Annotated in this window: 11 protein-coding genes; 1 reads left to right on the plus strand and 10 read right to left on the minus strand. The window is 68.9% G+C overall.

Annotated features, from left to right (window positions below; translation table 11 throughout):
- Positions 1-229: 229 nt before the first annotated feature.
- From ftsZ to DDZ14_RS02545, 10 genes are all read right to left on the minus strand, one after another.
- Complete coding sequence (ftsZ, locus tag DDZ14_RS02500) at positions 230-1,852, minus strand: cell division protein FtsZ (RefSeq protein WP_109423364.1); 1,623 nt, start codon at positions 1,850-1,852, stop codon at positions 230-232.
- Positions 1,853-2,041: 189 nt separating this feature from the next.
- Complete coding sequence (gene ftsA / locus DDZ14_RS02505) at positions 2,042-3,379, minus strand: cell division protein FtsA (RefSeq protein WP_109423365.1); 1,338 nt, start codon at positions 3,377-3,379, stop codon at positions 2,042-2,044.
- Positions 3,379-4,263 (minus strand): cell division protein FtsQ/DivIB, encoded by an 885-nt coding sequence (locus DDZ14_RS02510; RefSeq protein ID WP_109423366.1) that lies wholly within the window; start codon positions 4,261-4,263, stop codon positions 3,379-3,381. The genes ftsA and DDZ14_RS02510 overlap by 1 nt, the downstream gene beginning before the upstream one ends.
- On the minus strand, positions 4,251-5,165 hold the full coding sequence (locus DDZ14_RS02515; RefSeq protein ID WP_109423367.1) for a D-alanine--D-alanine ligase: 915 nt from the start codon (positions 5,163-5,165) through the stop codon (positions 4,251-4,253). The genes DDZ14_RS02510 and DDZ14_RS02515 overlap by 13 nt, the downstream gene beginning before the upstream one ends.
- A 45-nt stretch (positions 5,166-5,210) precedes the next feature.
- The gene (murB, locus tag DDZ14_RS02520) at positions 5,211-6,173 is read right to left on the minus strand and encodes a UDP-N-acetylmuramate dehydrogenase (protein ID WP_233252444.1); all 963 of its coding nucleotides are present in this window, start codon (positions 6,171-6,173) and stop codon (positions 5,211-5,213) included.
- A gap of 46 nt (positions 6,174-6,219) precedes the next feature.
- The gene (locus DDZ14_RS02525) at positions 6,220-6,468 is read right to left on the minus strand and encodes a DUF2484 family protein (RefSeq protein ID WP_109423369.1); all 249 of its coding nucleotides are present in this window, start codon (positions 6,466-6,468) and stop codon (positions 6,220-6,222) included.
- Positions 6,465-7,655: an APC family permease gene (locus DDZ14_RS02530; RefSeq protein ID WP_109423370.1), complete on the minus strand. Its 1,191-nt coding sequence runs from the start codon at positions 7,653-7,655 to the stop codon at positions 6,465-6,467. Before DDZ14_RS02530 ends, DDZ14_RS02525 begins: the two co-directional genes overlap by 4 nt.
- 4 nt (positions 7,656-7,659) lie before the next feature.
- A complete protein-coding gene (gene murC, locus DDZ14_RS02535) occupies positions 7,660-9,069 on the minus strand; it encodes a UDP-N-acetylmuramate--L-alanine ligase (RefSeq protein ID WP_109423371.1) in 1,410 nt (469 codons plus the stop codon).
- Positions 9,066-10,169 (minus strand): UDP-N-acetylglucosamine--N-acetylmuramyl-(pentapeptide) pyrophosphoryl-undecaprenol N-acetylglucosamine transferase, encoded by a 1,104-nt coding sequence (locus tag DDZ14_RS02540; RefSeq protein ID WP_109423372.1) that lies wholly within the window; start codon positions 10,167-10,169, stop codon positions 9,066-9,068. Before DDZ14_RS02540 ends, murC begins: the two co-directional genes overlap by 4 nt.
- A 22-nt stretch (positions 10,170-10,191) precedes the next feature.
- Positions 10,192-11,358 carry a putative peptidoglycan glycosyltransferase FtsW gene (locus DDZ14_RS02545; RefSeq protein ID WP_109423373.1) on the minus strand — a complete coding sequence of 389 codons (1,167 nt, stop codon included), beginning with the start codon at positions 11,356-11,358 and terminating at the stop codon, positions 10,192-10,194.
- A gap of 124 nt (positions 11,359-11,482) precedes the next feature.
- On the opposite strand from DDZ14_RS02545, the gene DDZ14_RS02550 reads away from it, so the two are divergent.
- On the plus strand, positions 11,483-12,694 hold the full coding sequence (locus DDZ14_RS02550) for an NAD(P)/FAD-dependent oxidoreductase (protein WP_109423374.1): 1,212 nt from the start codon (positions 11,483-11,485) through the stop codon (positions 12,692-12,694).
- Positions 12,695-12,763 lie beyond the last annotated feature (69 nt).

The following is a 12,763-nucleotide window of genomic DNA, read 5'->3' on the forward strand; positions in this document are numbered from 1 at the left end:
GGCGTGACCTCTGGGTATTCAGGGCAGGGGTTGTTGGGATACCCTGTCGCCACGATCAACTAATCGTGTGCCTGCTCAAGCTCAACTCAAACATTGTGACGCCTTGAAACATCCGCGGCGGGATCTGGCATCTTTCTGCCGAGGCCCTGAATGATTCCGGATATGCACCTGACAATAAACATAAAAAAGGCCGGCAGCGCCGGCCCTTTCTGGTAATAAGTGACTGGCGTCAATTCGCCTGTCGCCGCAGGAAAGCGGGAATCTCGATGCGCTCCTGCTCGGGGTCCATCTCGTCTTCCTCGGGTGCGGAGGACTGGACCGGCGGCTGCCGCCGCGTCATCGGGGCGGGCGGCGCGCTGCGCTGCGGGGACGGCTGGGCCTCGCCGCCATGCCCCGTCATCCGGTTGATGAGCGAGTTGATCCCGAAGAGCTTGCGGTCACCCGACTGCGCATCGCGTGCCGCGGCGGCGGAACCGGGCGTCGCACCATGACGGGCCGGCGCGGAGCCCGGATTGCGCTCCACCGCGGCCCGCAGGCGGGCCATCGCATCGGGGGAGGCGGCCCCCGGCGCATTCGGCTTGGGCGCGACGAAGTGGTCGGCCTCGGCAGCCTCGGCCTGGCGCGGCGCGCGCTCTTCCTCGACCGGGTCGGGCCGGTAGGCCGGTGGCGGCAGGTCGTCGTCGCGGCTGTCAGCGAAGATCGATTCCGTCTCCTCGTTGTCGTCATGCGCGTCGCCGTCAATATCGCCGAAGAGCGAAGGCTCCTCCACGCGCTCTTCGTCCTCGGGTGCGGCATGAGCGGCCGTTTGGGCCTCCTCGGCCACATCCTCGGCGGACACCGCATCGGCCAGGCGGCGGCGCGGCAGAGGCGCTTCGGATTGCACGGCCAGCGCGTCGATGCCGGTGGCTACAACCGAGACCCGCATCCGGCCTTCCATATCCGGATCGAGCGTCGAGCCGACGATGATATTGGCGTCGGGATCGACCTCCTCGCGGATGCGGTTGGCGGCCTCGTCCAACTCAAACAGCGTCAGGTCGTAAGCGCCTGTGATATTTATCAGAACGCCCTTCGCACCTTTCAGGCTGATTTCATCAAGGAGCGGGTTGGCGATGGCTTTCTCGGCGGCCTGGATGGCGCGGTCCTCACCCTCGGCCTCGCCGGTGCCCATCATCGCCTTGCCCATCTCGTCCATCACCGCCCGGACATCGGCGAAGTCGAGGTTGATGAGGCCCGGACGCACCATCAGGTCGGTCACGCCCTTGACGCCCTGGTAGAGCACGTCGTCGGCCATCGAGAAAGCTTCGGTGAAGGTGGTTTTCTCGTTGGCCAGGCGGAACAGGTTCTGGTTGGGAATGATGATGAGCGTATCGACGACCTTCTGAAGCGCCTCGACGCCGTCCTCGGCCTGGCGCATGCGTTTCACGCCCTCGAACTGGAAAGGCTTGGTCACGACGCCCACGGTCAGCACACCGAGCTCGCGCGCCGCCTGCGCGATGATCGGCGCCGCGCCGGTCCCGGTGCCCCCACCCATACCGGCCGTGATGAAGCACATATGCGCGCCGGCAAGGTGGTCCACGATCTCCTCGATGGTTTCCTCGGCCGCGGCGGCGCCGACCGACGGGCGCGCACCGGCGCCCAGCCCCTCGGTCACCTTGACGCCCAACTGAACCTTCGAACCAGCGCGCGATTGCGACAGCGCCTGCGCATCGGTGTTGGCCGTCACGAATTCAACGCCGTCGAGATTCTTCTCGATCATGTTGTTGACCGCGTTGCCGCCTGCCCCGCCGACTCCGAAAACGGTGATCCGCGGCTTCAGATCGTTATGCTCTGGCATTCTCAGGTTCAAAGTCATTTTCGTACATCCGCCTGTTCTACGCTCCCGGCATCCGGCCGGTTCCACCTTTTGATTCCTTAGCGTAACCAAACGGGCCGTTTCGGTCACCAAGAAATCGCGATTTTGCCACAATATATTGGGATCTTGTCGCGCCTGCCGGCGGCATTTCGCCTAGGTGCCCAGATATTGCGGTTTAGCTTTTGCATCTTACCAGTTGTCCTTAAACCATTTCACCGCGCGGCGCAGCGAGCGGGCCGGATACCGTTCCGCCGGAATCTCGAAATCCCACCACTCGTCCTGCGGGTGCGCGGCGAAAAGGCAGAGCCCGACACAGGCCGCGAAGGCGGGCCCGGTGGCCGCCTGTGGCAGCCCGTGAACGCGGAGCGGCCGGCCCAGGCGTACGTTCTGGCCCAGGATGCGCCCCGCCAGTCCGTCGAGGCCCGGTATCTGACTCGCGCCGCCGGTCAGCACGATGCGCTGGCCGGGCAGGTTGTCGAAACCCGCCGCGTCGAGCCGGCTGCGGGCCTCTTCGAGGATCTCCTCGACCCGCGGGCGCATCACGCCGATCAGTTCGGCGCGGCTTACGCTGCGGCGGTCGTGTTCCCAGTCGCCGGTATCGCCGCCGGTCTCGATCGTCTCGCGATCGTCCATGCCGGTGGCGACGACCCCGCCATAAAAGGTCTTGATGCGTTCGGCCGTGGCAATCGGCACCTGCAACCCCTTGGAGATATCCGCCGTCACATGGTCTCCGCCCAGACGCACGCTGTCGGCGATAATCATGTGTTTCTTCATGAAAACCGAAATGCCGGTGGACCCGCCGCCCATGTCGATGCAGGCCGCGCCCAGTTCCTGTTCGTCCTCCACCATCGCGGAGATCCCCGCGGCATATGCCGAGGAGGCGATCCCGGCCAGTTCCAGATCGCAGCGCTTGATACAGTAAAGCAGGTTCTCGACGGCGGCGCGGTCCACCGTCAGCAGATGCATGTCGGCGGCCAGCCGGTTGCCGATCTGCCCGCGCGGATCGCCGAGGCCGGATCGGTGGTCGATGGCGAAGTTGACCGGCTGCGCGTGCAGCGCCTCTCGGTCGGTGCCGTAATCGGGCACCTCACAGGCCGCGAGCACCCGCGCGACGTCGCATTCCGTCACGCCGCCGCCGGCCTCCAACTCCACCTCGCCGGCCAGCCCGTAGCTGCGCGGCCGCGCGCCGGAGAAGCTGGCGATCACGTGATCCACCCGGACATTCGCCATCTTCTGGGCGCCCTGAACGGCGGTGCGGATCGCGCGCTCGGTCTCCTGCATGGCGTCGATCTCACCGAAGCGCACCCCGCGCGAGCGCGTCGTCGCCGCCCCGATCACGCGGAAGCGCGACTGCCCCGCCATCGGCCCAACGCCATCCACGGTCTTCTCGGTCTGCAGCCCGTCGAAACGCAGCACGAGGCAGGCGATCTTGGACGTGCCGACATCCAGAATGGCGACGACGCCCCTCTGCATGGCGGCCTGCCGCTTGTGGCGCATCGCGCGTTGAGACTGGTACAACTGCGTCATCAGGCGTCCTCTCCCCTCTTGCCGTCCAGAGCGCGCAGCCGGCGCAACTCCTCCATCGCCTCGGCGGTCAGCCGCAGGATCGGGCGGCGCCCGTCGCGCATGTCGACCACGGTCACGTCGCGGGCCAGCACGTCGGACGCGGAATTGTCGAGCGCGATCACCCGCTCGAGCGCGGCGATCGGCGCGTGCTCAGGCAGCATGATCCGCTGGTCGCGGTCGAGCACCACATCCCAGCGCCGCTCGCCGATGCGCCTGAGCCCGCGCAGCCGGTCGGAGATCGGCGCCGCCGCCGCGATCAGCTCCAGCGCCTCGGGCACCGCGCGTTCGGCCCCTTCGCCCGCGACGAGTGGCAGTTCGGGCGCATCCCCGCGCCGTTCCAGCGCCGCGACGCGGTGACCCTCCGCGTCCAGCAGTTCCAGCCCCCGGCGCGACCGCCAGACCACCGCCGGCAGGCGTTCGGTCACCCGTACCATCAGCACCCCGCCGGAGACGACGCGCAGTTCCGCCCCGGCGACCGCATCGAGCCCGCTGATTTCGCCACGCATATGATCGAGATCCAGATCGAAGCTGCTGAGCGGCAGGTCTAGCGGCATGATCTCGCGAATGTCCCCGGACAGTTCCGGTGAGGCGCCCTCGATCTTCATCAGCCGCACCATGAACTCCGGCCGCTCCTCGATCGAGCGGCGCAGATCGTCGGCCCAGATCTGCAGCGCCTCCAACCGCTCGGCGTCGGTCACATACCAGCCGATGGCGAAGAGCAGCAGGAAAACGGGCAGCCCCTTGCGCAACAGGCCACGGTAGAGCGGTGTCAGCCACATGCGCTGTATGCGGTATGACCAGCGGCTGGGCGCCGGATCGCGGGCCAGGGGCATCAGCGGTTGCATGATGCGTCCTCCACCATCCAGGCGCAGAGCGCACCGAACCCGATGCCGCAATGCTCGGCCTGTTCCGGGCTGAGCGAGGTCGGCGTCATGCCCGGCTGCGTGTTCGTCTCCAGCAGGTAAAGCCCATCCTGCCCGCGTGTCTCGTCCCAGCGGAAATCCGTGCGGCTGAGGCCCCGGCAGCCCAGCGCGTCATGAGCGCGACGGGCATAGTCCAGGCAGGCGTCGAATATCTCGCCGGGCAGATCGGCGGGCAGCACGTGGCGCGAGCCTCCGTGCTTGTACTTGGCGTCGTAGTCGTACCAGCCGTCGGTGATGATATCGGTGACGGTCAGCGCCCGGTCGCCCATGACCGTCACGGTCAGTTCGCGGCCCGGCACATAGGCCTCCACCATTACCGTCTCGGGCATGGTCGCGGGTAGCTTCGGCGGCGCGTTGGCGCCCTCGGCCACCAGGTAGATGCCGACCGAGGAGCCTTCGTTGTTGGGCTTGATGACATAGGGCGGGTCCATCGCATGCACCCGCGAGGCCACGTCGCGCTCGGTCAGGAGGCTCTCCACCACCGGCAACCCGGCGGCGCGGTAGACCGCCTTGGTGCGCTCCTTGTCCATCGCCAGCGCCGAGGACAGTACCCCGGAATGGGTGTAGGGCAGCCCGATCCATTCCAGCAGACCCTGCACGCAGCCATCCTCGCCCCAGCGGCCATGCAGCGCGTTGAAGGCGACATCGGGGCGCAACTCGTCCAGACGGGCGGCCAGATCCGGCCCGGCGTCCAGCTCGATCACCTGAAATCCTTCGCCCCGAAGTGCATTGGCGCATTCCCGGCCCGACGAGAGCGACACTTCGCGCTCGGCGGACGGGCCGCCCATCAGTACTGCCACTACGGGGGCTGTCCTGCTCGACATGCCCGCCTCGTCTACCGCTCTGGAACCGTGTTTCGGCCCCTTGCCTTATTCTTTGTTTTCTTTGCCTTTATCCGGGGCCGGTTCGCCGACCCTCATGATTTCCCACTCTAGCGAAATTCCGCTGTGCTGCAAAACCCTTTTTCGCACCGCCTCGCCCAATCCTTCCAGATCGGCGGCCGTAGCACCGCCGGCATTGGTCAGGAAATTCGGGTGCATCTCGTTCATCACCGCCCCGCCCCGGCGCGCGCCGCGCATCCCGGCGGCGTCGATCACCCGCCAGGCCTTGAGATCGTGCACATCGTCGGCCCGCCCGGTGGAGGAATACCCGGCCGGGTTGCGGAAGGTGGAGCCCGCGGTGCGGTCGCGCACGGGCTGCGTGGCATCACGCCGGGCAAGCTGCTCGGCCATCGCGGCCTCCAGCGCCTCAGGCGCGCCGGAGGGGCCTTGCAGCACCGCCTCGGTGATCACCCATCCATCCGGCAAGGCACTGTAACGATAGGAAAAATCAAGATCGCCGGGGGTCAGCGTCACGACCTCGCCAGCCCGCGTGACGGCGCGGGCCTCGACCAGCACATCGGCCATGTAGCGCCCGTAGCAGCCGGCATTCATCCGCAGCGCGCCGCCGATGGCGCCCGGAATGGTGCGCAGGAAGCCCAGGTCGATCCCCGCCGCCGCAGCCTTGCGTGCCACATGTGCGTCGAGCGCCGCCGCCCCGGTGCGCACCCGTCCGTCCTCGACCGTGATCGCGTTGAAGCCGCGCCCCAGCCGGATCACCACGCCGCGCAGGCCGCCGTCGCGCACGATGAGGTTGGAGCCCACGCCGATGGGAAAGATCGGCATCTCGGCCGGCAGGGCCTTCAGGAATGCCGCCAGATCGTCGGTATCGGCGGGCTGGAAGAGCCACTCGGCCGGTCCGCCCACCCGCAGCCAGGTCAGATCGGCCAGCGGCCGCCCCGGCGTCAGCGCGCCGCGCGTCCGGGGCATCGTATGGGGTATCGTCCGGGTCATGCCCCGGCTTTTGCCCCGATCCGGGCCGCAGGTAAAGCCCCGCGGCTCAGCGCGAGAGCCACCGCACCACCCACCGGCCCAGATAGATCACCGGCCAGCGCAGCACCGAGGCGCCCGCGGCCATGACCAACAGCCCCACCCAGGGGCCGTTCTGGTAGGTCACCCAGCCCAGCAGCGGAATGCCCAGCGCGATCATCGCGTAGGCGAAGCGCCAGTGGTGGTCGCGGCTGGGAAAGAGCGCCGCGACATTGGCGACCAGCGCCCAGAGGCAGGCCAGGCCCAGCGAGACGGTCATGCCGCCCCCGCAAGCGCAACCGCCAGCGCACCCAGCGCCGCGATCAGCCCCGCCTGCGGCACCCAGCCCGGCACGCGGAACGGCGCCTCCGGCACACGGCGCTTGAGCGCGATCAGCGCCGCGTTGACGGTCACGAAGACCGCCAGCAGCACGACCGAGGTCATGCCCGCCAGCGCGGCCACCGGCAACAGGAGGGCGGCCATGATCACCGCCGCCCCCACCAGCAGCGTCGCCGCGACCGGCGTGCCGAACCGGGGATGCGCGCGGTGGAAGACCGCCAGCCTCGGCGTGCGCTTGCCCAGCCCGAAGAGCACTCGGCTGGCCATCACGATCTGCGCCAGAACGCCGTTCATCGCCGCCGCCACCGCGATCAGCGACAGGAAACGCGCACCGCGCCCGGTGGCCGTCTCCCAGACCAGCGCGAGCGGCTGTTCGCTGCCCCCCAGCGCGGCCAGCGGAACCGCCCGCACGGCCGCGAAGCTGACCAGCGCATAAAGCGCCGTTGTGATCGCCAGAGACAGAAGGATCGCGCGCGGCAGCGTGTATTCGGGGCGGCGCACCTCCTCGGCCATGTTGACGATGTCCTCGAAGCCGATGAAGGCGAAGAAGGCCAGTACAGCCGCCGTGCCCAGCCCGGTCCAGGGCACCGCGCCGCCCGCCAGCCAGTCGGGTGAGGGCGCGCCGGCGGCCAAGCCGGCCCAGCTTACCATGCCCAGCCCCGCCACCTCGGCCAGGGTGAAGGCGGTGGCCAGCGCCAGGCTCTCCAGCACGCCCAGAACCGCCACCGCGACCAGCGCGCCGCCGGCCAGCAGGATGGCGAGCCAGGGCGCCAAGTCGATCACCGATGTCAGGTAACCCACCCCGCCGCGCAGCACCGCCGCGGCCGAGACCGTGCCCGCCACCACGATGCCCAACCCGACGAGCACTGCGAGCCAGTGCAGGCGCAGCCCCTTCTCGATGAAGGCGGCCTCGCCCGCGGCTTCGGGGATGCGGGTGGAAAGCTCGGCATAGGAAAGCGCGGAAGGTGCCGCCACCAGCCCCGCGAGGCCGAAGGCGAGCGGCGCCCAGATGCCGGCCTGCGCCGCGACCGCGCCCACGAGCACATAGATGCCGGCGCCCACCATGACACCCACGCCATAGCCGGTGAGCAGGCCCAGCCCGATACGCCGGCGCAGCGCCCCGGCCATCGGGTCAGGCCGCCTTGCCGGCCACGAGCCCATGTGCCCAGGCCGAGATCGTGCCGGCGCCGAGGCAAACCACGATATCGCCGGGCCGCGCGGTGGCCTGCACCAAGCGGGCGAGGTCGGCCTCGCCCTCCAGCGCAACAGCTTGGCGATGCCCGTGCCGTGTCAGCCCGGCCACCAGATCGTCACGCGAGGCGCCCGGAACCGGGTCCTCTCCAGCGGCGAAGACCTCGGCGATGCCCACCACGTCGGCATCGTTGAAACAGGCGCAGAAATCCTCGAACAGGTTGGAGAGCCGCGAATAGCGGTGCGGCTGATGCACCGCAATGACGCGCCCGCCGCCCTCGCCCACGGCCTGCCGCGCGGCGCGCAGCACCGCGGCGATCTCCACCGGGTGGTGGCCGTAATCGTCGATGACAGCAGCCCCGTTGACCTCGCCCACTCGGGTGAAGCGCCGGTTGACACCGCCGAAGCCCGCCAGCGCGGCGCGGATCTCGGCGCGCTTCATGCCCAGATGCCGCGCCACCGCCACCGCGGCCAGCGCGTTGGAGATATTGTGGTCGCCCGGCATCGGCAGGCTGCAGCCCTCGATCCGCGCGCCTTCCGCATTCAGCGCGATGTCGAAATGCGCCACCCCGGCCTTGTAGTGCAGGTTCTCGGCCCGCACGTCGGCCTGCGCGTTGAAGCCGAAGGTCACGACGCGGCGGTCACGGATGCGGCCGACCAGCGCCTGCACTTCCGGGTGGTCGGTGCAGAGTACCGCAAGCCCGTAGAAGGGGATATTGGAGACGAAATCGGTAAAGCCCTGCCGGAGCTTCTCGAAACTGCCCCAATGCTCCATGTGCTCGGGGTCGATATTGGTGACGATCGCGATCGTGGCGGGCAGCCGGTTGAACGTGCCATCGCTCTCGTCGGCTTCCACCACCATCCATTCGCCCGCCCCCATCCGCGCGTTGGAGCCATAGGCGTGGATGATGCCGCCATTGACCACCGTGGGGTCGAACCCGCCGGCCACCATCAGTTCCGCCATCATCGTGGTGGTGGTGGTCTTGCCGTGGGTGCCGGCCACCGCGATATTGGACTTGAGCCGCATAAGCTCGGCCAGCATCTCGGCCCGGCGCACCACCGGCAGACCGCGACGGCGGGCCTCCTCCAGCTCGGGGTTGCCGTCCTTGATCGCGCTGGAAATCACCACGACCTCGGCCTCGGCCAGGTTCTCGGGCGCCTGCCCGATGAAGACCGTGGCGCCCAGTTTCTCCAGCCGCTCGGTGATCTTCGACGCCTTCAGGTCCGAGCCCTGAACCGTGTAGTCGTGGTTGAGCAGCACCTCCGCGATGCCGGACATGCCGATGCCGCCGATGCCGGTGAAATGGATCGGGCCAAGCTCGATCGGCAGCTTCGTCGCGGCGGCGTTCATGAGGTGCTCCTTCTCGCCAGGTTCTCGACCATCTCCACCAGCGCCTCGGTGGCGTCCGGACGCCCCGCCGCGAGCGCCGCATGGGCCATTTTCACGGCGGCCTCGGGATTCGTCAGGATCGCGGCTATCTGCTCCGAAAGTGTGCCGGGTTCAAGCCGCGATTCCGGGATCAGGACCGACGCCCCGGCCTCGACCAGGCCATGTGCGTTCGCGGTCTGATGGTCACCCGTCGCGGCGGCGAAGGGCACAAGGATCGACGGCCGGCCGATAACCGTGAGGTCCGCCACGGACGAGGCCCCGGCGCGGCTGACAACAAGCTGCGCCTCGCTGATGCGCCGCGGGATATCGGTGAAGAAGGTTTCCACCTCGGCGCCCAGCCCGATCCCGTCATAGGCGGTACGCACCCGCTCGACATCCTCCTCGCGCGCCTGATGCGCGACGCGGATGCGCGCGCGCAGTTCGTCCGGCAGCGCGGCGACCGCCGCCGGCACCACGTCCGACAGGATCCGCGCGCCCTGCGAGCCGCCCATGACCAGCAGGCTCAGCGGATAATCGCCCGGCGGGATATAGGGCGCGCCCGCGCGTTCCATCACCGCCACGCGCACCGGGTTGCCGGTATGGACCCCCTCCACGCCGTCCGGCAGCGCGGTGGGCCAGGTGCCGCAGGCCACCGCATCGACGCGCGGGGCGAAATGCGTGTTGACCCGGCCAAGTACGCCGTTCTGCTCGTGGATCATGCGCGGCAGACGCAGGAGCCGGGCCGCGGCCAGCGCAGGGATCGACGGATAGCCGCCGAAGCCCGCCACCACGTCCGGCCGGTCGCGCAACATGGAAAGCGCCGCCTTGGCGATGCCGTCGGCGATCCGGAACGGCGCCAGCGCGCGCGCCAACAGCCCGCCGCGCGCGAAGGTCGCCGAGGGGATCACGTCGACCTCGACCACATGCGGAAAGCCACCGGTGTAGCGCGCGCCGCGCGCGTCGGTCGAAAGCCGCACCCGCCAGCCGCGCCGCAGCATCGCCTCGGCCAGCGCCTGGGCCGGGAACATGTGTCCGCCGGTCCCGCCGGCCGCGAGGATCAGCAATGGCGCGTGTCCGGTCATGCCCTTGTTCCGTCTCCTCTCGTCACTGCCAGCGACGCCGCAGGATGTCGCTCATCTCGCCCTGCGGGCGGGTGCGCGTGAAGGCCAGCAGCATGCCCAGCGCGATACCCCCCGCGATCAGCGAGGAGCCGCCATAGCTCACGAAGGGCAGCGTCATGCCCTTGGCCGGCAGGAGCCGCACCGCCACACCCATGTTGATGAAGGCCTGCAGGCCGAAAAGGCAAGCGATCCCGGTGCCCGCCAGGCGAATGAAGGGCTCACGCTCGCGCATCAGCCGCAGGAGCGAGCGCACCGTGATCAGCGCGTAAAGCCCGATGATGCAGAGCACCAGGACCAGACCGTATTCCTCGGCCGCAACGGCGATGATGAAATCGGTATGGGCATCGGGCAACGACCACTTGACCGACCCCTCACCGACGCCGACGCCGAAGAAACCGCCCTCGCGGATCGCGTTGGTGGCATACCCGATCTGCGTGGTCGGATCGACCTCCGGCGTCAGGAAACCGTCGATGCGCCGGGCGAAATGTTCCGAATTGCGGTAGGCCAGCGTGCCCAGGAAAACCGTGCTGCCGGCGATGGCAAACAGCAGCAGCAGCGGCGCCCCCGCCACGAAGTACATAACCCCCCAGCCGAAGAGGATCAGCACCGCCTGCCCGAAATCCGGCTGCAGCGCCAGGAAACCGGCGATGACGGTCGCGATGGCCAGCGATATGGTCTTTCCCGGTGGGCCGTTGATCTCGGCGGCGGCGGCGATCAGCCAGGCGCCCAGCACGACGAAGCCGGGCTTCAGGAACTCCGAAGGCTGCACCGACCCGAAGCCCAGCGAATACCACCGGACCGCGCCCTTGCCGAAATCCGTGCCGAAGACCGGCAGCATGACCAGCCCGGCAAAGGCCGCGAAGAAGCCAAGCACGCCCAGGCGGCGCACCAGTTGCGGCGACATCATCGAGGTGACGAACATCGCCACCAGCGCCAGGCCGCCGAAGAGCGCCTGTTTCTTGACATAGAAGAAGGGTTCGTAGCCGTTCTTGGCCGCCAGCGGGGGCGAGGCCGCCAACCCCAGCAGGATCCCGATCCCGAAAAGCAGAAGCACCGCGGACATCGTCCAGCGGTCCACGGTCCGCCACCAGCGCGGAAGAACGGGATCACCCGGCTGCGCAGCAACCGTGCCATAGACCATTTCAGTCATGGAATACCGCCTCTATGCCTCATGTACCGCCCGTTTTCCGGGTCTGGGCGGCAGTCTAGCGCGAAACGCGCCGCCGCGCCAGATGTGACTTGCCAGCCCCGCGCATCCATGCTCAGAGGCGGCGATGGCGGCACGGCAGGCAACCCGATACGACACCGTGATCCTCGGCGCGGGCGCGGCGGGGATGTTCTGCGCGGCCCATGCGGGGGCGACGGGCGGGCGCGTGCTGGTCATCGACCACGCCCGCGCGCCGGGCGAGAAGATCCGCATCTCCGGCGGCGGGCGCTGCAATTTCACCAATCTGCATTGCGGCCCGGAGAATTTCCTGTCGGCCAATCCGCATTTCGCGCGCTCCGCGCTGGCCCGCTACACGCAATGGGATTTCATCGAACTGGTGGAGCGCCACGCGATCGGATGGCACGAAAAGACGCTGGGCCAGCTCTTCTGCGACCGCTCGGCCAGGGACATCATCGCCATGCTGCTCGACGAACAGGCGCGCGCCGGGGCGGAGTTGAGCCTGGGTACCACACTGGAACGTGTCGAACCGGGCGGCGCAGGCTTTGCGCTGCACCTCGCAGGCGCGCGGACGGACCGGGTGGAGTGCCGCAACCTCGTGATCGCCTGCGGCGGCAAGTCGATCCCCAAGATGGGCGCCACCGGGCACGGCTACAGCATCGCGCGGCAATTCGGCCATGCGGTGACCGAAACCCGGCCCGCGCTGGTGCCGCTCACCTTCTCGGCCGATACACTGGAACGCTGCCGTGCGCTGGCCGGCACAGCGGCGCCCGCGCGCGTCACCGCCGGCGGCACCGGCTTCGAGGAAGCGCTGCTCTTCACCCATCGCGGCTTGTCCGGCCCGGCAGTACTCCAGGCCTCCTCCTATTGGCGGGAGGGCGCGGAGATCGAGATATCGCTCTGCCCCGGCCGCGACGCGCTCGACTGGCTCCGGGCGGAGCGGGCGCAGTCCGGCCGGCGCGCGCCGGCCACGGTGCTGGCCGAGTTGCTGCCCCGGCGCCTTGCCGCGGAGATCGCGCAGGAAACGGGGCTCGAGGGCAATCTCGCCGACCAGTCCGACGCCGCACTAGCCAAGCTGGCCGCGCGGCTGGAACGCTGGACCCTCACCCCCACCGGCACCGAGGGCTACCGCACCGCCGAAATCACGCTGGGCGGCGTCGATACCGCCGCGCTGGAGGCGCGCAGCCTGGCGTCGCGGCATGTGCCGGGCCTCTATTTCATCGGCGAGGTCGTGGACGTCACGGGCTGGCTCGGCGGCTACAACTTTCAATGGGCGTGGTCGTCGGGCTGGGCGGCGGGCACGGCCATCGCGGCGGGCTAGCGCCTGTCGCGTTTAAACGGAGCCCCCGCCCCGGACTTGATCCGGGGCCGCGCCCACTCGGACGCCGGG

Source organism: Maritimibacter sp. 55A14 (assembly GCF_003122205.1).
GTDB lineage: Bacteria > Pseudomonadota > Alphaproteobacteria > Rhodobacterales > Rhodobacteraceae > QEYE01.

Coding starts and splice junctions, on each gene's coding strand:
- ftsA (WP_109423365.1), bottom strand. CDS start 3,379: ATGACGCAGTTGTACCAGTCTCAACGCGCGATGCGCCACAAGCGGCAG.
- murB (WP_233252444.1), bottom strand. CDS start 6,173: ATGACCCGGACGATACCCCATACGATGCCCCGGACGCGCGGCGCGCTG.
- DDZ14_RS02550 (WP_109423374.1), top strand. CDS start 11,483: ATGGCGGCACGGCAGGCAACCCGATACGACACCGTGATCCTCGGCGCG.
- DDZ14_RS02545 (WP_109423373.1), bottom strand. CDS start 11,358: ATGACTGAAATGGTCTATGGCACGGTTGCTGCGCAGCCGGGTGATCCC.
- DDZ14_RS02530 (WP_109423370.1), bottom strand. CDS start 7,655: ATGGCCGGGGCGCTGCGCCGGCGTATCGGGCTGGGCCTGCTCACCGGC.
- ftsZ (WP_109423364.1), bottom strand. CDS start 1,852: ATGACTTTGAACCTGAGAATGCCAGAGCATAACGATCTGAAGCCGCGG.
- DDZ14_RS02515 (WP_109423367.1), bottom strand. CDS start 5,165: ATGTCGAGCAGGACAGCCCCCGTAGTGGCAGTACTGATGGGCGGCCCG.
- DDZ14_RS02540 (WP_109423372.1), bottom strand. CDS start 10,169: ATGACCGGACACGCGCCATTGCTGATCCTCGCGGCCGGCGGGACCGGC.
- DDZ14_RS02510 (WP_109423366.1), bottom strand. CDS start 4,263: ATGCAACCGCTGATGCCCCTGGCCCGCGATCCGGCGCCCAGCCGCTGG.
- DDZ14_RS02525 (WP_109423369.1), bottom strand. CDS start 6,468: ATGACCGTCTCGCTGGGCCTGGCCTGCCTCTGGGCGCTGGTCGCCAAT.
- murC (WP_109423371.1), bottom strand. CDS start 9,069: ATGAACGCCGCCGCGACGAAGCTGCCGATCGAGCTTGGCCCGATCCAT.